The following is a 21195-nucleotide window of genomic DNA, read 5'->3' as shown; positions in this document are numbered from 1 at the left end:
TCCGGTGCCATCGACGACCTGACCTGCGGATCTCGTCGAACGGGCGTTCGTCAGTCCATCAGCGGGTCGGCGTCCTCGTCGGCGGTGAACGCCGCCCACAACGCGGCGTAGGCGCCACCGGCGGCCAGCAGCTCGGCGTGCGGCCCGACCTCGACCACCCGGCCGTGCGCCAGCACCGCGACCCGGTCGGCCCGCGCCGCGGTGGTCAGCCGGTGCGCCACCACGAGCGTCGTCCGGCGGCGGGCCACGGCGTCGGCCGCGCGGGTGACGGCGGCCTCGGTGGCCAGGTCCAGCGACGCCGTCGCCTCGTCGAACAGCAGGATGTCGGGGTCGACCAGCTCGGCGCGGGCCAGCGCGAGCAGCTGCCGTTGCCCAGCCGAGAGCGCCCGCCCCCGCTCCCCCACCCGGGTCCGGTAACCGAGCGGCAGCCCGGCGACCATGTCGTGCGCACCGACTGCCCGCGCCGCCGCCTCGACCTCGGCGTCGGTGGCCTCGGGCCGGCCGTAGGCGATGGCGTCGCGCACCGTGCCGGCGAACAGGTACGCCTCCTGCGGCACGACCCCCAGCCGGTGCCGGTACTGCAGCAGGTCGACCGAGCGCAGGTCGGCGCCGTCGACGCAGACCGCCCCGGACGTCGGGTCGTAGAACCGCGCCACCAGCTTGACCACCGTCGACTTCCCGGCCCCTGTCTCCCCCACCAGCGCGACCGTCTCCCCGGGCGCGACGGTGAGTGAGACGTCACGCAGCGCCGGGGTCGGGGCACCGTGGTAGGCGAAGGTCACGTCCGCCAGCCGGACCTCGCCGCGCAGCCGGCCCACCGGCCGGGGGTCGGCGGCGGCTGGGGTCGACTCCGGCGTCCGGAGCAGGTCGCGGAGCCGGCGCAGCCCGACCGAGGCCTGCTGGTAGCTGTCGAACACCTGCGACAGCTGCTGCACCGGGGAGAAGAAGGTGTCCACGTACAGCACGAAGGCGATCAGCACGCCGGCGGTGATCGAGCCCGAGGTGAGCCGCGAAGCCCCGACGGCGAGCACCGCGGCCGCGGCGACCTCGGACAGGAACTCGACGAACGGGAAGTAGATCGAGATGTAGCGCTGCGCCCGCAGCCGGACGTCGCGGTACCGGCGGGCGTACCCCTGGAAGACGGCGGTCGAGTGCTCGGTGCGGTTGAACGCCTGGGTCACCCGCACCCCGGCGACGTCCTCCTGCAGCCGGGCGTTGACCGCGCTGACGCGCTCCCGCGCCTCGGTGTAGGCCGGCACCGAGCGGGAGCGGAACCAGACCGTGGCCACGGCGAGCACCGGCAGGGTCGCCACCAGGACCAGGGCCAGCTCGCCGTCGAACAGGAAGAGCGCGACCAGCACCCCGACCAGCGTGAGCACGCTGACCACCGCCGTCGTCAGCCCGGTCTGCAGGAACGCCGACAGCGCGTCGACGTCCGTCGTCATCCGGGTCATGATCCGGCCGCCGAGCTCGCGCTCGTAGTAGTCCAGCCCCAGCCGCTGCAGCTGGGCGAAGGTCTTCACCCGCAGCGTGTAGAGCAGCCGCTCCCCCGTGCGGCCGGTCAGCCAGGACGACGCGCGGGCCACCGCGAAGTCGGCCAGGACGACGGCCAGCGCGATGCCGGCGATGCCGAGCAGGTAGGACAGCGAGCGCTGGGCGATGCCGTCGTCGACGCCCTGGCGCACCAGGGCGGGGATGGCCAGCTGCGCCGCGGTGTCCGCCGCCACCAGGACCAGCGCTGCGCCCAGCGGCCAGCGGAAGGGCCGGATCAGCCGCCACAGCGTGAAGGCCCGGTCGGCGGCGCGGGCCCGCTCGGCGGGCACGTCGGGCTCCTCGTCCGCCGGGGGCAGCCGGTCGACCAGCGCCCGCAGCGCCGCCGTCGGCGCCGCCGCCGCCATCACCGCACCCCGCCCGCAGATGGAGGCGGCAGCGGCCCGGGAGGGGCCGGCGTCCTCCGCCTCGTCGGGCTCGGCCTCCGGCCAGGCCGCCGGCGTGGTGCCGCTGGCCGGCGGCTCCTCCTCCACCGGCGGCAGCTCGGCGTCGGCACCGGACAGCAGCAGCCGGTACAGCGGCGAGCGCGCCTCCAGCTCCGCCGCGGTGCCGACGTCGACCACCTGGCCGGCGTCCAGGACGGCGACCCGGTCGGCCAGCGCCAGCGTCGACCGGCGGTGCGCCACCAGCAGCGTCGTCCGGCCGACCACCTCCGAGCGCAGGGCCTCGTGGATCCGCGCCTCCACGGCCGCGTCGACGGCGGATGTGGCGTCGTCGAGGACCAGGACCCGCGGGTCGACCAGCAGCGCGCGGGCCAGCGCCACCCGCTGCCGCTGCCCGCCGGACAGGGTCAGCCCCTGCTCGCCGACCACGGTGTCGTACCCGTCGGGCAGCTCGCTGATGAAGCCGTCGGCCTGGGCGGCCCGGGCCGCGGCGCGCACCTCGTCGTCCGAGGCGTCGGGACGGCCGAAGGCGATGTTGGACCGGACGGTGTCGGAGAACAGGAAGCTGTCCTCGAAGACGACGCCCAGCGCCGCGCGCAGCTGGTGGGTGTCCAGGTCGCGGACGTCGCTGCCGCCGATCCGCACCGCCCCGGCGGAGACGTCGTAGAAGCGGGGCAGCAGGTTGACCACGCTGGACTTGCCGGACCCCGCGGTGCCGATCAGCGCCAGGGTCTCCCCCGGCTCGACCCGCAGCGAGACCCCGCTGAGCACCGGCCGGTCGACGTCGTGGGCGAAGGTGACGTCGTCCAGCTCGACGGTCAGCGGTCCCTCGGGGAGCGCCCCGGTGCCCGACACCAGCGCCGGGCGCGCGTCGATGACCTCGAGCACCCGCTCGACGCCGGCCCGGGCCTGCTGCCCGATGGTGAGCACGGCGGCCAGCTGGCGCACCGGCGACACCAGCACGGCCAGGTAGGTCGCGAAGGCCAGGAACGTGCCGAGGGTGATCGACCCGCGCAGCGCGAGCCAGCCGCCGAGCGCGAGCACCCCGACCTGGCCCAGGGCCGGGATCGCCTGCAGCAGCGGGTTGTACCGGGAGGTGTATCGGACCACCCGCATCCGGGCGCCGAACAGCCGCCGGGCGCCCTCGTCGACCCGGTCCAGCTCGCGGTCCTCCTGGCCGAAGCCCTTGACCACGCGGACACCGGTGACCGCCGCCTCGACGTCGCCGGCGACCGCCCCCGCCTGCTGCTGCGCCGCCCAGTTGGCCGGGAACAGGTCCCGCCGGGACCGCAGGCCCAGCCACCACAGCGCCGGGCCGACCGCCAGCGCGACCACGGTGAGCAGCGGCGACAGCCAGGCCATCACCCCGAGCGAGACGACGAACAGCAGCGCGTTGCCGGTCAGGTTGGGCAGGAACGCCAGCAGCCCCTGCACCAGGGTCACGTCGCTGATCGCCCGGCTGACCGTCTGCCCGGTCTGCAGCCTGTCCTGCCCCGGCCCGTCGAGCCGGGAGAGCGCGGCGGCCAGGTCGTTGCGCAGGTCGAACTGGACGTCGAGGGACAGCCGGCCGGCCAGGTACCGACGGACGAACCCGGCGGCGAAGCGCAGCGCGCCGGCCAGCACGAGCGCGACGACGAACGGCGTGACGTCGGCCGCCCGGCCCGCCCCCGAGGCGTCGACCACCCGGTCGACGACCGCCCGGGTCAGCAGCGGCGCGACCGCGGCGATCACCGAGCCGGCGAGCGCGGCGGCGAACGCGCCGAACAGGTCCCCGCGGTGGCGCAGGCAGTAGCCGACCAGCCGCTTGAACCACCCGCCCTCCGGAGGCGGGGCCGCGGGGCGACCGCGGGTGCCGACAGGCTGCTGCTGGGTGGCCGTCACGAGGTGCCCGCCGTCCCGCGGGGGACGACGGGGAGGCGCGGCACGCCGTCCAGTGTGCGACGCCCGGCCCGGCCGTGCCGCCGACGGGGTGGAAAGCTCCGGCCGTGGCGGATCGGGGGTTGCGGGCACCGGCCTGGCTGGAGGAGCTGGTCCGCACCAGCCGTCCCGAGGTGCCCTGGCGGGACGTCGTCCGGTTCGCGGTCGTCATCCCGGCCCCGCTCGCCGCCGCGCTGGCCGTCGGCGGCCTCGGCGGCTCCGCCCTGGGCGCGGGCGTCTTCGCCACGATGGGGTCGCTGGCCGCGACGCTGGCGCCGCAGTCCGGCCCGCTGCGCGCCCGGATGCGCCGGGTGGCCGCGGCGTCGCTGCTCGGCGGGCTCGGCCTCGTCGTCGGCCACGGGCTGACCGGCGGCGGGTGGCTGCCGGTCGTGCTGATCGCGGTCGTGTCCGCGGTGTCGGCGCTGATGAGCTCGATCAGCGCGGCGTACTCGCTGGGGGCGCTGCAGCTGCTGGTCTACACCGCGATCTCCTCCGGGCTGACCACCCCGCTGCCGGCCAGCGCCGAGGTCGGCGCCTTCCTCGCCGGCGCGGCCTGGGGTGCCCTCGCCGTCCTCGTCCAGTCCCGCGCCGAACCGCTGGACCCCGACCGGGCCTCGGTCGCCGCCGTGTTCACGAAGGTGGCCGACCTGCTGGAGGCCATCGGGACCGACCGCACCGAGGACGCCCGCCGGGCGCTCGCCACCGCGCTCAACGAGGGCTACGACCGGGTGATCCACACCCGCAGCCGCTCGGCCGGGCGCAGCCGGGAGCTGGCCGAGCTGGCCGGGGTGCTCAACTCCGCGGCGCCGCTGGTGGAGGCCGCCGTGGCCAGCGCCCGCGGCGGGGTGGCGGCCGACTCGCGGGACGTCGGCGCGGCCCGAGCGCTGGCGACCGCGGTCACCCAGCGCAGCCCGGTGCTCGGCGAGCGGCCGGCCCGGGTGGAGGAGGGGCCCGCGCCGCGGCGGGCGGTGCGGCACGGGATCCGGCTGGTCTGGAACGTCGTCGGCGACCCGGAGGAGCGGGCGCAGGCGGCGGTCGAGCGGACCGAGCTGGACTGGCGGCTGCGGCTGCACGACCTGCAGGACAGGACCGTGGGCAACGCCGACTCCCGCGCGTTCGTCGTCCGGCTGACGCTGTGCATGACCGTCGCCGAGGTGGCCCGCCAGCTGCTGCCCATCGAGCGGCCCTACTGGGTGCTGCTGACCGTGGCGATCGTGCTCAAGCCCGACTACGGGTCGGTGTTCACCCGGGCGGTGCAGCGGGGCGCGGGCACGCTGCTCGGCGTCCTGATCGGCTCGCTGCTGCTCACCTTCCTGTCCCGGGACGCCTGGGTGCTGCTCCCCCTGGCCGTCGCCGCCGGCGCGCTGCCGTGGGCGCGCAACGGCAACTTCGGGTTGTTCTCGGTCTTCCAGACCCCGCTGATCATCCTGCTGCTCGACCTGGCCACCCCCAGCGGTGCGCAGCTGGTCGGCGCCCGGCTGGTGGACACGCTGATCGGCTGCGGGATCGTGCTCGTGTTCGGCTACCTGCTCTGGCCGCAGACCTGGCGCGCACCGCTGGACGACGCCCTGCGCGGGGCGGCGCTGGCGCTGGACCGGTTCATCGAGGCGGCGTTCACCGAGGGCCCGGTGGAGACCCGCCGCGCCCGGCGGGCCAGCTACCGGGCGCTGACCGAGCTGCAGACGCAGCTGCAGCGGCGGCTGGCCGAGCCGCCGCCGATCAGCACCCGGGCGGCGGCGTGGTGGCCGGTGATCGTGCAGCTGGAGCGGACGTCGGACGCCGTCACCGAGGCGGTCATCGCGATGCGCTCGGGCGAGCCGGTGCCCGAGCCGGGGCAGGTCGCCGTCCTCCGCAAGGCCGTCCGGCAGCTGGAGGAGGACCTGCGCGAGCACCGGGTGCCCGACGACGCCGAGATCGACGCCGAGGGGGTGCTGGCGCCGGTCGCCCGGGAGGTCGACGCCGCCCGCCGGCTGGTGCGGGAGACCACCCCCGGACGCCGGGTCGGCGTCCGCGGCGCCGACGACTGAGCCGGGAAAACCGCTGGCCAGGCCGGCGGTCGGACGCCTACCGTTCCTCCTCGCCCGGGGTCAGCAGCCGGACGGCATCGCCGTCGCAGGTCCTGCGTCTCGGCTCCGGGCGTGCCGTTGGTGGCAGGCGTCTCAGGAACGCTCCGGGTTCGAGTCCCGAAGCCGTCCGGCGCACGGTCGTCGCGGCGTCGGTGACCTGTGGCTCGGAGCGCGCACCGCGCACCGTGCCCCTCACCGCCGCCTGACCCTGCGCCGGCCGGTCCCGCCTGGGCGGCAGCCGGTCGAGGAGGACGAGAGGAGGTGGGGCGTGCGCATCGTCGCCACGGAGTGGGAGCGGGTCCTGGTCTACCGGGACGGCCGCTTCGTCGAGGTGCTCGAGCCGGGCCGGCACCGGCGGGCCCGGCGGCGGCAGCGGTTCGTCCGCGTCGCCGTCCGCCCGCGGCTGCTCGTCGTCCCGGGCCAGGAGGTGCTCACCGCCGACGGGCTGACCGTGCGGGTGAGCCTGCTCGCGACCTGCCGGACGGTCGACCCGCGGCGCTGGCACGAGGCGGTCGAGGACGCGGACGGCTTCGTCTACGCAGCGTTGCAGGTGGCGCTGCGCGAGGCGGTCGCCGGGCGCACGCTCGACGAGCTGCTCACCGACCGGCAGTCGCTCCCGGCCGCGTTGCGCGAGCCGGTGGCGGTGCGGGCGGCGGGCGTCGGGGTCGCCGTCGAGGACGTCGCCGTACGGGACGTGATGGTGCCGGCGGAGCTGCGGCGGGCCGCTGCCGCGGTGGCCTCGGCGCGGGCGCAGGGCCAGGCGGCCCTGGAACGGGCGCGGTCAGAGGTGGCGGCCACCCGGGCGCTGGCGAACGCGGCGCGGATGGTCGTCGAGCAGCCGGGGCTGCTGCAGCTGCGGACGCTGCAGGCGGTCGAGGCCGGCGGCGCGACGGTCGTGCTGACCACCGGTCCGACCGCCGACCTCGGCATCCGCCCGGCCGGCTGAGCGCCGACGGGTCGCCTTCCACGGAGGGCGGCCCGCCGGTGCGCGGTCACTCGCGGACGTCCGCGGGTCCGCCGGACATCGGCAGGCCCGCGGCGAGCCAGGCCTCGACGCCGCCGGCCAGGTCCGTCGCGCGGTGCAGCCCGACCGCCCGCAGGGACGCGGCCGCCAGGCTGGAGCTGTAGCCGTGCCGGCACACCACGACCACCTCGAGGTCGGGACCGGTCGCCTCCGGGATGCGCCACGGCGAGGTGGGGTCCAGCCGCCACTCGAGCACGGTCCGGTCGATGACCAGCGCGCCCGGGAACTCCCCCTGGGCGCGCCGGTGCAACTCGGTGCGGGTGTCCACCACGAGCGCGCCGCGGGCCACCGCGGCCCGGAGCCCGGCGGGATCTAGCCGGGTCACGCCGGTCCTGCTGGCGGCCAGCACGTCGTCGATGCCCACCGCCGCAGCGTGCCCGACGGGGGGTGCGGAGGTCGCCGCACCCCCCGTCGTCAGTCGCTCAGTACCACTTGCGCGACTGCCAGAAGGACCAGGCCTTGCACGGGGTGCCGTAGCGCTTCTGGATGTAGATCAGACCCGCGTCGATCTGCCGGTACGGGTCCGAGGTCTTGGCGATCCCGGTCCCGGCCCAGGTGGAGTTGAGGAACTGCGCGATGCCGTAGGCGGTGCTCGAGGGGTTCTGCGCCTTGGGGTTCCAGCCGCTCTCGCGCTGCCAGAGCTGGTTCAGGCAGGCGGACTGGGTGGTGTTCCCGCCGAGCTTGCCCAGCGCGTACGCCTGGTAGGCCTGCACGCCGGGCGCCGCCTGCGCCGCCGACTGACCGGCGAAGGCGAGGCCGACGCAGAGCGCCAGGACGACGGCGACCCGGTGCAGCGCGTGCCGGCCGGGGCCCCGGGACGGCGACGTCGCGTCGGCTGCCGGGCGGTCGAGCTGGGATGGGGCGTGGGACATGGTGGTGCTCCTCGTCGGTGAGGTGCGGCGCCGTCCTCGGGACGGCAGCCGGCATCGACCTGCGCGGTCGACTGGGACACGGGCGCCGGGGCCAGGCCGGGGCTGGACCTGGTGCAGCCACCCGTGGTGGGGGTACGGCCGACCCGGGCGTGCGGCACCGGCGGGCGGCAGGTCCCTGCCGTCCGGTGCGGTGACGCCCGGGAGCGGGCGACGTGCAGCGCCGTCCCGGCCAGCTGCGGGGACGGACGTGCGACGCCCGGCTGCGGAGTCGCCCGCCTACGCGGCGAGGACCCGCGGGGGCACGTCTGGAGTGGTTCTCCGTTCTCCCATGGCCGCCTACCAGGTCAGCTGACGGGTTCGGGCGGGGAGAGCCCTACCCACCCCCGAGCGGAGCTCGGCGGCGGGATTCACCCCACAGTGCGGTGGGTCCCCGGCTCGCAGGTGCGATTCGGCGGCATCCGGCGCGGGCTCCCCGGATGAGGAGAGAGGACCCGGCCGGACGCCGAAAAGTTAAGGAACTGGGCGGTTCCGCACAAATCGGGAGCACAGAATCGGAGAGAGTTGCTGGTCGCCACGCGGGTCGGCTGGTAACCCGGGCGTGTCGCCGGCGCGCCACCGGACCTGGTCGCCGGACGGGTCAGACGCGCCCGGGATCTGGGCCCCGTCTTGACGGCGTGTCGCGCGTCGGCCCACTCTGGACGAGACCCGCTCCGGTGGGTCCTCCGCGCCAGCCGTCACCGGCGACTGGCCACTCCTCGACCGCCCACCGAGCAGGAGCGGACCGCCGCGATGACCACGTGCGCCCTGAGGCCCTCCCCGCCCACGTCCCCGGACGGCAGGGCGGCGTCATGGCGGTGACCTCCCCCGCGCCACCTCGGCTGGACGAGGCCTGGGTGAGCCGCGAGGTGCACCGGGCCCGCGCCCTGCTCATCATGGCGGCGGTGCACGGACAGCTGGTCCGGTACGGCGAGCTGAGCCCGTTCGGCCACCTGCACTGGTACGACCGGCACGTCCTCGGCGGGGTCTTCGACCTCTGCCAGCTCAACGGCGAGCCCGACCTCACCGCGATCCTCGCGCCCGCCGGCCAGCCGTCGGAGGACGCGGTGGAGGCCGAGCGGGTCTTCGCCTACTGGCGCGAGGCCCGGCCGGTGCGACGGTCGCAGCGCCGGGGCGGTGCTCCGGTCTGACGCATCGGGCGGCGGCGCGGGTGACCCGGCGTCTCCCGGGTACCCGACGTCCATGAGCACCGGGATGCACGCCCGACGCAGGCACGAGCCCACCCTCCCGGCGGCACGGCGGTGAGCCCGGGCCGCGGCAAGCAGATGGCCGGCCCCCGCGGCCTGGCCGCCGAGGACGAGCAGGGAGCCGGCGACCACAGGCCGACCGAGCTGACCGTCGCCGTCACCGGTCCGACCGGCACGTTCGGGTCCGGGCTGGTGCCGCTGCTGCAGGCCGACGACCGGGTCACCCGGGTCGTCGGGATCGCGCGGCGCCCCTTCGACCCGGCCGAGCGGGGCTGGACGAAGATGGACTACCGGCGGGGCGACGTCCGCGACCCGGACTCGCTGCGGGAGGCCTTCGACGGCGTCGACGTCGTGGTCCACCTGGCGTTCCTGATCACCGGCACCGCCGGCCGTGAGGCCACCCGCGCGATCAACGTCGAGGGCACGCTCAACGTCTTCCGCGCGGCCGCTGCCGCGGGCGCCTCCCGCTTCGTGCACGCCTCGTCCGTCGCCGCCTACGGCTTCCACCGGGACAACCCGGTGGGCATGACCGAGGACTGGCCGGTGCGCCCGGCGGCGCGGCTGTTCTACGCGCAGGAGAAGGCCGAGCTCGAGCAGCGGCTCGCGGAGGAGGCGTCGGCCCACCCCGACCTGGCGCTGTTCCTGCTGCGGCCGTCGCTGGTGGTCGGGCCGCACTCGCTGGGCGGCAAGGACCTGCTGCCCGGCCGGCTCGCCCCGCTGGGCCGGTTGCTGGCGGACGCGGCCAACCGGCGGCTGCCGGTCCCGCTCCCGGTCGTGGTGGCCGACCTGCCGCTGCAGGCGGTACACGAGGACGACGTCGGCCAGGCCCTGATGCGCTGCGTGCTCGGCTCCGGGCCGCCGGGGGCCTACAACATCGCCGGTGACGGGGTGCTGAGCACGGCCGACGTGGCCCGGGAGTACGGCGCCATCCCGCTGCCGGTGCCGGGTGGACCGGCCCGGCTGACCGCACGGGCGGTCTCCCGGCTGCCGTTCCTGCCCGCCGCCGCCGAGTGGGTGGAGGCCGCGAGCCACCCGGCGATCATGGACACCACCAAGGCCAAGGAGCAGCTGGGGTGGCGCCCGCGCTACTCCGGGCGGGAGGCGCTGCGCTCGATGCTCGACCGCACCGGCTGAGCCTCGGCAGGTGCGACCGGCCGCATGGGTCGGTGAGGTGTTCCCGCTGCTCCGCCCGGGGTAGGGCCAGCGCCTTGCCGTCCGGACCGGGCGGCAGCCTGCGACGAGGAGGTCGGCATGGCCGGGAAGAGCAGCAAGGGCAGCGACACGGCGAAGAAGGCGAACGCAAAGGCGGAGAAGGAGGGGAAGAAGAACCCCCGGAAGAGCTCGGCCGCCCAGAGCGAGCTCGGCAAGAAGGGCGGGAAGAAGGGCGGCAAGAAGAAGAGCAAGTCCTGACCGGCGGCGGGCGGGTCGGCGCACGTCAGGCAACGGCCGGTCCGTTCCCGACCAGGCCTGCGGCTCGCCCGCCTCGTCCGGCTCGAGCAGGAGCTCGTCAGTGCCGTGGGCATGCGTGGGCCGCGCTTCGCCGCGCAGCGATGAGATCCGGTCATTCCACGCGTCCCAGCTGGCGACCACCCCACGCTCCGCCTGACGGGACCACCGCGATGACTGACACCGACGACGCCAGTGGGCCGCGCGCCCCGCAGCCCCACCCGATGCTCCGCGCGCTCGACGTGCTGGAGGGGACGTGGCGGCTCGAGGGCCACGACCTCGACGGCAGCTCGCCGTTCACCGGCACGGTGACCCGGCGCTGGCTCCCCGGCGGCCACTTCCTCGTGCAGACGATGCAGATGGACGGCGACGAGCAGGAGGGAGCCGAGTACATCGGCTACGACCACGCCCAGCAGACGCTGCGCTCGATGTTCTTCAGCAACGAGGGGCCGGGCCCCTTCTGCTCCTTCGCGCTGGAGTACGTCTGGCAGATCGAGGGCGACGAGCTCACCATCTGGCACGGCGAGAAGGGCTCCCCGGCACGGTTCACCGGCACCATCGACCGGGACGCCGGCACCATCGACGGGCAGTGGGAGTGGCCCGGCGGCGGCTACCGGGCCCTGTCGACACGCATCTGACGGGGCCTGCCGGGGTCGTGGGCGCGGAGGGTGTCGAACCCCCGACCACTCGCTTGTAAGGCGAGCGCTCTACCGCTGAGCTACGCGCCCGTGCGACCGGGGCGACGGGCCCCGGCCACCGGAGACTAGGCGGCCGCGAGCTGGCGGACCGCGTCCTTCCAGCCGGTCTGCTCCCGGGCGTCACCGGGCTGGTTGACCTCGGCGAAGGCGACCTTCCCCTCGGCGTCGACGAGGAAGGTCCCGCGCACGGCCATGCCGGCCTTGTCGTTGAACACGCCGTAGGCCTGGGCGGTGGCGCCGTGCGGCCAGAAGTCCGACAGCAGCGAGAACTCGAAGCCCTCCTGCGCCTTGAACGCCTTCAGGCTGAACACCGGGTCGGTGGAGATCGCGACCACCTGCACGCCGGCCTCGGTGTAGGTGGCCAGCTCGTCGCGCAGCTGGCACAGCTCACCGGTGCAGATGCCGGAGAAGGCGAACGGGTAGAAGACCACCAGGACCGGGGCCCCACGCAGCTCGGCGAGGGAGACGACCTGTCGGTCCTGGTCGGGGAGGCTGAACTCGGGCGCGGTGTCGCCGACGGAGATGCTCATGCGCCGATGGTGCCGCACCTGCCCGCAGCAGGTCCCGCCGCCCCCGCGGGGTCCCCGTTCAGCGGCGGGAGCGGGCGGCCTTCGGGGTGACGAGCCGGATGCCGGACCAGTCCTTGGCCGCGGAGATGCTCGACGTCTGCTGCAGCCCCGCGGTGGGCGCGGCCTCGGTGACGTCACCGGGCTCGACGTGACCGGGGCGCCCGGACTTGGGCACCAGCAGCCAGACGACGCCGTCCTCGGCCAGCGAGGCGATGGAGTCGACGAGGGCGTCGATCAGGTCGCCGTCCTCCTCGCGCCACCAGAGCAGGACGACGTCGGCCACCTCGTCGGAGTCCTCATCGACCATGTCGCCGCCGGCCAGCTCGACGACGGAGTCGCGCAGGTCCTCGTCGGCGTCCTCGTCCCAGCCGAGCTCCTGCACGACCATCCCCGGCTTGATCCCCAGCCGGGCAGCCATGCTGGTGCTCCCCGAGTCGACGCTCATCCCTGCTCGTCCTCCGTGTGCTCGACGACCCGGTGCGTGCCGGGTGCTGTGGTGTGCGGTGTCCGGTGCCCCGTCGCGGTGTGCTGCGGGGCGGTGTTCTGGGAGGGATCGTGCCCTGTCCCGGGCCGTCGTGCCTGGCCGGGACCCCTCATCGGCCCACACCGACCCCCTCCGCACCGGTGCTGAGAGGCCGCCGGGTCGTCGTCCCCCCACCCGGGGGTGCGCCGCTCCGGGGCCACCGTTGGAGCGGAGCGTAGGGCATCACCGGGCAGGCGCAAGGCCCGAAGACGGGTCTCCGGCCGCGCCGTCGTCCCGTCGACGGGCCCTCCAGCGGGGCACACGTGACGCCGACCGCTCCGACAGGAGACGATGGGGGCATGAGCGCACCGCAGCAGTCGGACGGAGACCCCGCCCGCATCGCAGGAACCCCTCGCGCGGTCATCACCGACGGGCGGTCCAGCCAACTCCCGGACACCGACCCCGACGAGACGCAGGAGTGGCTGGACTCGCTGGACGCGGTCGTCGACCACGCCGGCCGTGGTCGCGCGCGCTACCTGATGCTCCGCATGATCGAGCGCAGTCGTGAGCAGCAGGTCGGCGTCCCCGCCCTGCGCAGCACCGACTACATCAACACCATCCCGCCGGAGCGGGAGCCGTGGTTCCCCGGCGACGAGGACGTCGAGCGGCGGATCCGCGCCTACATCCGCTGGAACGCCGCGATCATGGTCCACCGCGCGCAGCGGCCGGGGATCGGCGTCGGCGGCCACATCTCCTCCTACGCGTCGTCCGCGTCGCTCTACGAGGTGGGCTTCAACCACTTCTTCAAGGGCAAGGACCACCCCAGCGGTGGCGACCAGATCTACTTCCAGGGCCACGCCTCCCCCGGCGTCTACGCCCGCGCCTACCTCGAGGGCCGGCTCGACGAGAACCAGCTCGACGGGTTCCGCCAGGAGGTCAGCCACCCCGGGGGCGGGCTGTCCTCCTACCCGCACCCGCGGCTGATGCCGGACTTCTGGGAGTTCCCCACCGTCTCGATGGGACTCGGCCCGATGAACGCGATCTACCAGGCGCGGTTCAACCGCTACCTGCACGACCGCGGCATCGCCGACACCTCCGACCAGCACGTGTGGGCGTTCCTCGGCGACGGCGAGACCGACGAGCCCGAGTCGCTCGGCCCGATCGGCCTGGCCGCGCGGGAGGAGCTGGACAACCTCACCTTCGTCATCAACTGCAACCTGCAGCGCCTCGACGGGCCGGTCCGCGGCAACGGCAAGATCATCCAGGAGCTGGAGTCGGTCTTCCGCGGCGCGGGCTGGAACGTCATCAAGGTGGTCTGGGGCCGCGGCTGGGACAAGCTGCTGGCCGCCGACCGCGACGGCGCGCTGGTCAACCTGATGAACACCACGCCGGACGGCGACTACCAGACCTACAAGGCCGAGGACGGCGCCTACGTCCGCGAGCACTTCTTCGGCCGGGACCCGCGCACCCGCAAGCTGGTCGAGGGCCTCAGCGACAAGGAGGTCTGGGACCTGCAGCGCGGCGGGCACGACTACCGCAAGGTCTACGCCGCCTACAAGGCCGCGATGGAGCACAAGGGCCAGCCGACGGTCATCCTGGCCAAGACCATCAAGGGCTGGACGCTGGGCAGCCACTTCGAGGGCCGCAACTCCACCCACCAGATGAAGAAGCTGACGGCGGAGGACCTCGCCAACTTCCGTGACCGGCTCTACCTGCCGATCCCGGACGAGCAGCTGGACAAGACCCTGCCGCCCTATTACAAGCCGGCCGAGGACTCCGACGAGATGCAGTACATGCTCGAGCGGCGTCGTCAGCTCGGTGGGGCGGTACCCCGGCGCCGGCACACCGCGGCCCCGCTCAAGGCACCCGACGACAAGGCCTTCGAGGTCGTCCGCCGGGGCTCGGGCAAGCAGGAGGTCGCCACCACGATGGCGTTCGTCCGGCTGCTCAAGGAGCTCATCAAGGACCCCGAGCTCGGCCCCCGCTTCGTCCCGGTCATCCCCGACGAGGCCCGCACCTTCGGGCTGGACTCGCTGTTCCCGACGAAGAAGATCTACAACCCGCACGGCCAGAACTACACGTCGGTCGACCGCGAGCTGATGCTGGCCTACAAGGAGTCCACGACCGGGCAGATCCTGCACGAGGGGATCAACGAGGCCGGCTCCTCGGCGTCGTTCATCGCCGCCGGCACGTCGTACGCGACGCACGGCGAGGCCATGATCCCGATCTACATCTTCTACTCGATGTTCGGGTTCCAGCGCACCGGCGACGAGTTCTGGGGCGCCGGCGACCAGATGACCCGCGGCTTCCTGCTCGGCGCCACCGCCGGGCGGACCACCCTCAACGGCGAGGGCCTGCAGCACGAGGACGGGCACTCGCTGCTGCTGGCGGAGACCAACCCGGCCGTCGTCTCCTACGACCCGGCGTTCTCCTACGAGCTCGGGCACATCGTCAAGGACGCGCTGCGCCGCATGTACGGCGAGGACCCGGGCGCTCCGCTGGGCGGGCACCGCGACCCGAACGTCATGTACTACCTGACGGTCTACAACGAGCCCTACGCCCAGCCGGCCGAGCCCGAGGGCCTCGACGTCACCGGTCTGCTCGCCGGCATGTACCGGTACGCCGAGGGCCCCCAGGTCGGCGAGGGCAAGAAGGCGCAGGTGCTCGCGTCCGGTGTCGCGGTGCCGTGGGCGCTGCGGGCCCAGCAGCTGCTGTCCGACGACTGGGGGGTGTCGGCCGACGTCTGGTCGGTCACCTCGTGGAACGAGCTGCGCCGCGAGGCGGTCGCCGCCGACGAGTGGAACCTGCTCAACCCGGCCGAAGAGCCCAAGGTCCCCTACGTCACCCAGCAGCTGGCCGACGCCCCCGGCCCGGTCGTCGCGGTGTCGGACTGGATGAAGGCGGTGCCGGACCTGCTGGCGCCGTTCGTCCCGGGCGGCATGGTCTCCCTGGGCACCGACGGGTTCGGCTTGTCCGACACCCGCCCGGCGCTGCGGCGGCACTTCCGGGTGGACGCCGAGTCGATCGTCGTCCGCACGCTGGCCGCGCTGGCCACCCGCGGCGAGATCGAGCGGGACGTCGTCCGGCAGGCCGTCGAGAAGTACCAGATCGGCGATGTGCAGGCGGCTCCGGAGGACACCACCACCACCCCGGAGCAGCAGCCCGAGGCCTGACGCCCGCGCGGCACTTCGATCAGGTCACCTGATCACCGACCGTCCCCCCGCACCGACGTTGGCGCGGGGGGACGGTCATTGGTGCGGTAGGACGACACCCTGTGGACGCCGAGGCTCCCCCGCACGGCGCTATGGACGAGATGGTCCCCAGCTCCAACTGTCGTCCACAGGTTGCGCGCCGCTCTTCCGCGCACCCCGCTGTCGTGGCGACGGTGGGGTGGTGGAGCCCTCGCTGCGCAACGCCATGACCCGCTTCGGCGGCGTCTTCGCCACCGCTGATGCGCTGGCCGCAGGCGTCGGCAAGAAGGAGATCGGACCCCTGGTGCGCTCGGGGGCGTGGCACCGCATCCGGTACGGGGTCTACACGACCGGGGAGGTCTGGCGCTCGCACGAGCGTGAAGGGCGCATCCACCGACTCGAGTGCGCAGCCGTCCTGCGCCGGCTCGAGCGGGACTCGGTGGTCGTCAGCCACGGTTCAGCGGCGCGCCTGCACGAGCTCGTCCTCCCCGCACCCTGACCCCCGAGGTCCGACTGACCGATCCTGAGCAGTTCCGTGTCGGACGTGACTACCGGATCAGCGCTGCGACGATCGCACCTCCTGATGCCGTACACCGAGAAGGACTGCCGCTCACCACCGTCAGCCGCACGCTGGCCGATGTCGGACGCGAGTGGGAACTCCTCGACGCCGTCGTGGCGCTGGACGACGCGCTCGCCGACGACCGGACGACGCTGCGAGAGCTGACGGCCGCCACGCTGGCCCAGACGCACTGGGTGGGCTGCGGTGCCGCCGCCCGCGCCATCTCCCTGGCTCGGCTGGGTGCCCACTCCCCGCACGAGACACGGACGCGGCTGGCACTGATCGAGGCGGGGCTGCCCGAGCCCTTGCTCCAGCAGGCGGTCTTCCTCGGTTCCCGACTGGTCGCCGTGCTCGACATGTACTGGCCCGACCACGGCGTCTTCGCTGAGTGCGACGGCATGGTTAAGTACACCGACCCGTGGCGGGGTCGCTCGCCAGCGGACGCGCTCCGGGAGGAGAAGCGCCGGCAGGACGACCTGCTCGACCTCGACCTGCGGGGAGTCCGCATCACCCCCGACGACGTCCGCCTGCGCCTCCACGAGAAGGTCGAGCGACTGCGCAGCCTGTTCGACCGTGGCCCCACTTCGCCCCCGCGCTACCGGACGGAGCTGTTCAACGACGGCCTCCGGATCACCCCGAGAGCTGCCGCCGGCTGATCCAGCCTCCCGACTTCCCGTCCTCCCGCAGCAATGGCCGTCCTCCCGCACCCGCGTTGGTGCGGGAGGACGGGCAGTGATCAGGTGACCTGATCACTGCCCGCGCACCAGCCCGCGTCAGGCGAGGGCCTGCAGGGCCATCTGGGCGTACATGGCCACGCCGTTCGGCAGCGCGTCCTCGTCGAAGCGGACGAGGTTGGAGTGGTTGCCCGGCGCGGTGCCCGGGTCCAGCTCCGGCGGGCAGGCGCCGAGGAACGCCATCGCGCCGGGCACCCGCTCGAGTACGTAGGAGAAGTCCTCGGCGCCCATCAGCGGCACCGGCATGACCGCGCTGTTCTCCGGGCCGAGCAGCGCGGCGGCCGTCGCGGTCACCTGGGCGGCGACGTCGGCGTCGTTCACGGTCACCGGGTAGCCCTCGACGTGCACGAACTCCGCCGTCATGTCGTGCGCGAGCGCCACGTGCTCACCGACCCGCTGCACCGAGGCCAGGACGTCGGCCCGCCGCTCCGCGGAGAGGGTGCGGATCGTGCCGTGCACCAGCGCGGTCTCCGGGATGACGTTGTCGGTCCGGCCGGCCTCCAGGTGCCCCACGGTGACCACGGCCGGGTCGAAGACGTCGACGCGGCGGGTGACCATCGACTGCAGCGCCAGGATGATCTCGGCGGCCACCGGCACCGGGTTGGCGGACAGGTGCGGGGTCGAGGCGTGCCCACCCCGGCCGTGCACGGTGACCGTCCACTGGTCCGCCGAGGCCATCATCGGGCCGGGCCGGACGTTGATCGTCCCGCTGCGCCACATCGTGGAGACGTGCAGCGCGAACGCGCCGCTGACCGGCGCCTCCGGGACGACGTCGAGCAGCCCCTCGTCCAGCATGAACCGGGCACCGTGGTGGCCCTCCTCCCCCGGCTGCACCATGAACGCTACCTGGCCGGCGAGGGCGTCGCGGCGCTCGCTGAGCAGCCGGGCGGCGCCGAGCAGCATCGCGACGTGGGTGTCGTGCCCACAGGCGTGCATCACGCCGGGCACCTCGGAGGCGAAGTCCAGGCCGGTGTCCTCCTGCACCGGCAGGGCGTCCATGTCGCCGCGGAGCAGGTAGGTCGGGCCGGGGCGGGCGCCGCGGAGCACGCCGACCACCGAGCTGATGCTGGTGCCGGTGCTCACCTCGATCGGCAGGTCGGCGAGGGCCTCGAGCACGATCGCCTGCGTCTTCGGCAGCTGCAGGCCGATCTCGGGCTGCCGGTGCAGGCGACGGCGGAGGTCGACGGTGCGGGCGGCGTCGGCGCGGGCGGCGGCGAGCAGGTCAGCGGCTGCGGTGGTGTCTGCGGGCATGCCGCCCAGTCTGTAGCAACGCTCAGGATCCGGGGAGGCCGAGCCGCTAGTCTCCGGCCATGGTGGCGAGCTGGCCCGAGGCCCGGACGGCGTTCACCGACGCCGCGGGGTGGTTCGTGCGCACGGTCGCGCTGGTGGACGACCGGTGGGCCGAGCCCGGCCTGGGCGAGTGGGACGTCCGCGCCCTGGTCGGCCACACCAGCCGGGCGCTGCTGACCGTCGAGAGCTACCTCGCCCGTCCGGCCGCCACCGTCGAGGTCGGCTCTGCCGCCGGCTACTTCTCCGCCGTCCGCGGGGCCGGCGACCCCGCCGCCGTGGCGGCGCGCGGGCGGGACGCCGGGGCGGCCCTCGGACCCGAGCCGGACGCGGCGGTGGCCGAGCTCGCCGAGCGGGTGCTGGCGCTGGTCGGCACCCGGGACGGCAGCGAGCTGCTCACCACGATCGCCGGCGGCATGCGGCTGGTGGACTACCTGCCGACCCGGACGTTCGAGCTGGTGGTGCACACGCTGGACCTGGCCCGGGCGCTGGCGGCCCCGCTGGACGTCCCCGCCCGCCCGGCGGCGCAGGCCCTCGCGCTGGTCGCCGACCTCGCGGTCACCAGCGGGCGGGCCGGTGACCTGCTGCTGCTCGCCACCGGCCGCCCCGGACCCGCCTCGGGCTTCTCCGTCCTCTGACCCGGCTCAGCGCGCCCAGGCCGGCCGCGCGGCGTCCAGCTGCCACACGCAGACGGAGGCCCCGGGGGCGACCGGCCCCTCGCCGACCGCGGTGGTGACGTCGCCGTCCCGGACGACGACCCGCAGCCCGGGTGGGACGTCCGGCCCCGCCGCCCCGGTCCACAGCCGGGCGTCGGCGCGGCCGAGGTCCACCCAGCCGGCCGGCCGGAGCAGGACGTCGTGCGCGGGCTGGCCGGCGGGGTCGGCCGACCGCAGGTAGGTCTGCAGGACGTGCGCTCCCCCGGCCCCGGCCACCTCGTCGTGCTCGAGGCCGCGGCCGGCCCGCAGCACCGCGACGTCACCCGGCCCGAGCACCGCCTCCCGCCCCCAGGCGTGCCGCAGCGAGCCGGACAGCACGACCGCCACGACGTCCACGGCGGCGTGCGCGTGCCGCCCGTACCCGGCGCCCGGCCCGAGCCGGTCGTCGGCCAGCCGCAACAACGGCCCCAGCGACCCGTCGTCCGGGGCGAGCAGCACGTGCGAGTCGAGCATCGTCAGATCTCCCTCGGGCGGAGTGCGGCACGGTGCCCGGGCAGGGCACCGACGAGCAGCGCGACGAGCAGCGTCCACCCCAGGCCCAGGGCCCAACCGCCCAGCACGTCGGACAGGTAGTGCACGCCCAGCCAGATCCGGGTGAGCCCGACCAGCAGCACGAGGGCCGCGCCGACGGCGAGCCAGGCCCGCCGGGCGGGCGGCTCGAGCAGCGGCCAGGCCAGGACCAGCAGGATCGTCACCAGCGCGGCGATCCCCGAGGCGTGGCCGCTGGGGTAGCCGAAGGACGCGTAGCCGGCCCCGCCGTCGGCGAACTGCGGTCGCAGCCGGCCCACGGCGTCCTTGAGCAGGGTGGTCAGCGGGCTGATCCCGGCGGCGGCGACGAAGACCCAGGCCGCGGTCCACCCGGCGCGGCGCAGCACCAGCCAGGCCAGGACGGGCAGCAGCACGACCGCGCGGCTGGCCGACAGCCCGGGCGCGGTGGCGACCTGCAGCACCAGCTCCAGCCACCGGGACCGGCCGTCGCCGGCGTAGAGCGCGTCGGACACCGCGCGGTCGGCGTCCAGCAGCGGGTCGAGGCCGGCGAGCACCGCCCAGGCCAGCAGCGCGACCACGACCGCGGACCCGCCCACCGCCAGCCAGGCCGGGACGACGGAGGCCACACGGCTGCGGGTCTGACCCGGAAGGGCGGTCTGCACCGCTCCACGATCCCCGACGGCGCGCGCCGTGACACGCTGGCCTCGTGCAGGCAGCAGCGCGCGGGGCCACCCAGCCGTCGGAGGCGACGCTGCGCCGGCTCGAGCGGGCCTCCGGCGCCCTGGCCACCCAGGCCGTGGCGCGGATGGACGAGGAGCTCTCCTGGTTCCGCGCCATGCCGGCCGCGCAGCGCTCCTGGGTCACCATCGTCGCCCAGGCCGGCATCGCCTCGCTGGTCGAGTGGTGCCGCAACCCGGGGCGCCCGCCCCGGCTGACCGGCGAGGTGTTCGGCGCCGCGCCGCGCGAGCTCATGCACGCCGTCCCGCTCCGGCGCTCGGTCGACCTCATCAAGGTCACCGTCGAGGTGGTCGAGGACCGGGTCGAGCAGGTCGCCGAGCCCGGGGACGTCGACCGGCTGCGGCTGACCGTGCTGCAGTTCAGCCGGGAGATCGCCTTCGCCGTCGCGCACGTCTACGCCAGCTACGCCGAGAACCGCGGCGCGTGGGACGCCCGGCTGGAGGCGCTCGTCGTCGACGCGCTGGTGCGCGGCGACCGCGCCGAGGAGCTGCCCGGCCGGGCCGCCGCGCTGGGCTGGGCGGAGACCGAGCCGGTGGTGGTCGTCGTCGGGTCGGCGCCTCCGGGCGAGCACGACTCGAGCACCGTCGTCCGCCGGGCCGCCCGCTCGATGGGCTGCGAGGTGCTGGTCGGGGTGCACGCCGACGAGCTGGTCGTCGTCCTCGGCGGCGGGCCGGACCTCACCGCGGCCACCTCCCGGGTCTGCCGGGAGTTCGGCGCCGGCCCGGTCGTCGTCGGCCCGCGGGTCGACTCGCTGGCGCACGCCGGGGAGTCGGCCTCCGCCGCGCTGGCCGGCCTGCACGCCGCCGCCGCCTGGCCGGACGCGCCGCGCCCGGTGTCCGCCGACGATCTGCTGCCCGAGCGCGCCCTGGACGGCGACCCGCTGGCCCGCGCCGCGCTGGCCGAGCAGGTGGCCGCGCCGCTGCAGTCCGCGGGCCCGGAGCTGCTGGAGACGGTGCGCACCGTGCTGGGCAACGGCGGCAACCTGGAGGCCACCGCGCGGGCGCTGTTCGTGCACACCAACACCGTCCGGTACCGGCTCAAGCGGGCGGCGGAGTTGACCGGGTGCTCGGCCACCGACCCCCGCGGGGCGTGGACCCTGCAGCTCGCGCTGGCCCTCGGTCAGCTGGAGGGCCAGCGCTCGCTCTGGCACTGACGCAGCACCCCGCTGTTGTGGTCTCCGCCACCGACACGCGGTCCCAGCTCGACTTGCCGGGCTCCCTTTTGGAGGGATCCTCCAAGAACACCCCC

19 protein-coding genes, 1 tRNA gene and 1 riboswitch are annotated in these 21195 nt (G+C 74.8%); of the genes, 11 read left to right on the top strand and 9 right to left on the bottom strand.

The features are described 5' to 3' along the window. Positions 1-50 precede the first annotated feature (50 nt). Positions 51-3815 (bottom strand): ABC transporter ATP-binding protein, encoded by a 3765-nt coding sequence (locus MODMU_RS08940; protein WP_014739897.1) that lies wholly within the window; start codon positions 3813-3815, stop codon positions 51-53. A gap of 104 nt (positions 3816-3919) precedes the next feature. Between MODMU_RS08940 and MODMU_RS08935 the strand changes: the two genes are divergently transcribed. Then, complete coding sequence (locus MODMU_RS08935) at positions 3920-5878, top strand: FUSC family protein (protein ID WP_014739896.1); 1959 nt, start codon at positions 3920-3922, stop codon at positions 5876-5878. A gap of 307 nt (positions 5879-6185) precedes the next feature. Next, a complete protein-coding gene (locus tag MODMU_RS08930; protein WP_014739895.1) occupies positions 6186-6863 on the top strand; it encodes an SPFH domain-containing protein in 678 nt (225 codons plus the stop codon). Positions 6864-6909: 46 nt separating this feature from the next. Here the strand turns inward: MODMU_RS08930 and MODMU_RS08925 are convergent, their stop codons facing one another. Next, positions 6910-7305: a rhodanese-like domain-containing protein gene (locus tag MODMU_RS08925; protein ID WP_014739894.1), complete on the bottom strand. Its 396-nt coding sequence runs from the start codon at positions 7303-7305 to the stop codon at positions 6910-6912. A gap of 58 nt (positions 7306-7363) precedes the next feature. Next, positions 7364-7813: an aggregation-promoting factor C-terminal-like domain-containing protein gene (locus tag MODMU_RS26880; protein ID WP_014739893.1), complete on the bottom strand. Its 450-nt coding sequence runs from the start codon at positions 7811-7813 to the stop codon at positions 7364-7366. A 318-nt stretch (positions 7814-8131) separates the two neighbouring features. Then, positions 8132-8277: riboswitch (cyclic di-AMP (ydaO/yuaA leader) on the bottom strand. A 333-nt stretch (positions 8278-8610) separates the two neighbouring features. Here MODMU_RS26880 and MODMU_RS08915 point away from each other — a divergent pair. The 4 genes from MODMU_RS08915 to MODMU_RS08905 all read left to right on the top strand — a co-directional run bounded on the left by MODMU_RS08915 (position 8611) and on the right by MODMU_RS08905 (position 11141). Beyond that, positions 8611-9000, top strand: a complete 390-nt coding sequence (locus tag MODMU_RS08915) for a hypothetical protein (RefSeq protein WP_041795121.1) — start codon at positions 8611-8613, stop codon at positions 8998-9000. Positions 9001-9111: 111 nt separating this feature from the next. Then, positions 9112-10191, top strand: coding sequence for an NAD-dependent epimerase/dehydratase family protein (locus MODMU_RS08910; RefSeq protein ID WP_014739891.1), 1080 nt, complete (start codon positions 9112-9114; stop codon positions 10189-10191). A gap of 117 nt (positions 10192-10308) precedes the next feature. After that, a complete protein-coding gene (locus MODMU_RS28425) occupies positions 10309-10467 on the top strand; it encodes a hypothetical protein (protein ID WP_166503438.1) in 159 nt (52 codons plus the stop codon). A gap of 209 nt (positions 10468-10676) precedes the next feature. Further along, the gene (locus MODMU_RS08905; RefSeq protein WP_041795120.1) at positions 10677-11141 is read left to right on the top strand and encodes a DUF1579 family protein; all 465 of its coding nucleotides are present in this window, start codon (positions 10677-10679) and stop codon (positions 11139-11141) included. Between the two features lie 18 nt (positions 11142-11159). Here the strand turns inward: MODMU_RS08905 and MODMU_RS08900 are convergent. The 3 genes from MODMU_RS08900 to MODMU_RS08890 form a co-directional block, all read right to left on the bottom strand. Further along, a tRNA-Val gene (locus tag MODMU_RS08900) sits at positions 11160-11231 on the bottom strand. Between the two features lie 35 nt (positions 11232-11266). Beyond that, positions 11267-11731, bottom strand: coding sequence for a peroxiredoxin (locus tag MODMU_RS08895; RefSeq protein WP_014739889.1), 465 nt, complete (start codon positions 11729-11731; stop codon positions 11267-11269). 58 nt (positions 11732-11789) lie between these two features. Then, the gene (locus MODMU_RS08890; protein WP_014739888.1) at positions 11790-12215 is read right to left on the bottom strand and encodes a DUF3052 domain-containing protein; all 426 of its coding nucleotides are present in this window, start codon (positions 12213-12215) and stop codon (positions 11790-11792) included. A 377-nt stretch (positions 12216-12592) separates the two neighbouring features. Between MODMU_RS08890 and aceE the strand changes: the two genes are divergently transcribed. From aceE to MODMU_RS26875, 3 genes are all read left to right on the top strand, one after another. After that, positions 12593-15406 (top strand): pyruvate dehydrogenase (acetyl-transferring), homodimeric type, encoded by a 2814-nt coding sequence (gene aceE, locus MODMU_RS08885; protein WP_014739887.1) that lies wholly within the window; start codon positions 12593-12595, stop codon positions 15404-15406. A gap of 220 nt (positions 15407-15626) precedes the next feature. Next, on the top strand, positions 15627-15923 hold the full coding sequence (locus MODMU_RS08880) for a type IV toxin-antitoxin system AbiEi family antitoxin domain-containing protein (RefSeq protein WP_166503437.1): 297 nt from the start codon (positions 15627-15629) through the stop codon (positions 15921-15923). A 173-nt stretch (positions 15924-16096) separates the two neighbouring features. After that, positions 16097-16639 carry a hypothetical protein gene (locus tag MODMU_RS26875; protein WP_051143960.1) on the top strand — a complete coding sequence of 181 codons (543 nt, stop codon included), beginning with the start codon at positions 16097-16099 and terminating at the stop codon, positions 16637-16639. A 117-nt stretch (positions 16640-16756) separates the two neighbouring features. On the opposite strand, the gene MODMU_RS08870 is transcribed toward MODMU_RS26875, so the two are convergent. Further along, positions 16757-17968, bottom strand: a complete 1212-nt coding sequence (locus MODMU_RS08870; protein WP_014739886.1) for a M20 metallopeptidase family protein — start codon at positions 17966-17968, stop codon at positions 16757-16759. A 59-nt stretch (positions 17969-18027) separates the two neighbouring features. On the opposite strand from MODMU_RS08870, the gene MODMU_RS08865 reads away from it, so the two are divergent. Continuing rightward, the gene (locus MODMU_RS08865; protein ID WP_014739885.1) at positions 18028-18642 is read left to right on the top strand and encodes a maleylpyruvate isomerase N-terminal domain-containing protein; all 615 of its coding nucleotides are present in this window, start codon (positions 18028-18030) and stop codon (positions 18640-18642) included. Between the two features lie 6 nt (positions 18643-18648). Here the strand turns inward: MODMU_RS08865 and MODMU_RS08860 are convergent, their stop codons facing one another. Continuing rightward, complete coding sequence (locus MODMU_RS08860) at positions 18649-19173, bottom strand: pirin family protein (protein ID WP_014739884.1); 525 nt, start codon at positions 19171-19173, stop codon at positions 18649-18651. A gap of 2 nt (positions 19174-19175) precedes the next feature. After that, the gene (locus MODMU_RS08855) at positions 19176-19871 is read right to left on the bottom strand and encodes a phosphatase PAP2 family protein (RefSeq protein WP_014739883.1); all 696 of its coding nucleotides are present in this window, start codon (positions 19869-19871) and stop codon (positions 19176-19178) included. Positions 19872-19915: 44 nt separating this feature from the next. On the opposite strand from MODMU_RS08855, the gene MODMU_RS08850 reads away from it, so the two are divergent. Beyond that, on the top strand, positions 19916-21100 hold the full coding sequence (locus MODMU_RS08850) for a PucR family transcriptional regulator (RefSeq protein WP_014739882.1): 1185 nt from the start codon (positions 19916-19918) through the stop codon (positions 21098-21100). Positions 21101-21195: the final 95 nt, after the last annotated feature.

It is taken from the genome of Modestobacter italicus, assembly GCF_000306785.1.
Lineage (GTDB): Bacteria > Actinomycetota > Actinomycetes > Mycobacteriales > Geodermatophilaceae > Modestobacter > Modestobacter italicus.
This window is presented reverse-complemented; position numbering and strand designations above follow the sequence as displayed.

Excerpts from the sequence above, each read along its gene's own strand:
- MODMU_RS08895 (WP_014739889.1), bottom strand. The coding sequence starts at position 11,731 with ATGAGCATCTCCGTCGGCGACACCGCGCCCGAGTTCAGCCTCCCCGAC.
- MODMU_RS08865 (WP_014739885.1), top strand. The coding sequence starts at position 18,028 with ATGGTGGCGAGCTGGCCCGAGGCCCGGACGGCGTTCACCGACGCCGCG.
- MODMU_RS08905 (WP_041795120.1), top strand. The coding sequence starts at position 10,677 with ATGACTGACACCGACGACGCCAGTGGGCCGCGCGCCCCGCAGCCCCAC.
- MODMU_RS08860 (WP_014739884.1), bottom strand. The coding sequence starts at position 19,173 with ATGCTCGACTCGCACGTGCTGCTCGCCCCGGACGACGGGTCGCTGGGG.
- MODMU_RS28425 (WP_166503438.1), top strand. The coding sequence starts at position 10,309 with ATGGCCGGGAAGAGCAGCAAGGGCAGCGACACGGCGAAGAAGGCGAAC.
- MODMU_RS26880 (WP_014739893.1), bottom strand. The coding sequence starts at position 7,813 with ATGTCCCACGCCCCATCCCAGCTCGACCGCCCGGCAGCCGACGCGACG.
- MODMU_RS08870 (WP_014739886.1), bottom strand. The coding sequence starts at position 17,968 with ATGCCCGCAGACACCACCGCAGCCGCTGACCTGCTCGCCGCCGCCCGC.
- aceE (WP_014739887.1), top strand. The coding sequence starts at position 12,593 with ATGAGCGCACCGCAGCAGTCGGACGGAGACCCCGCCCGCATCGCAGGA.
- MODMU_RS08890 (WP_014739888.1), bottom strand. The coding sequence starts at position 12,215 with ATGAGCGTCGACTCGGGGAGCACCAGCATGGCTGCCCGGCTGGGGATC.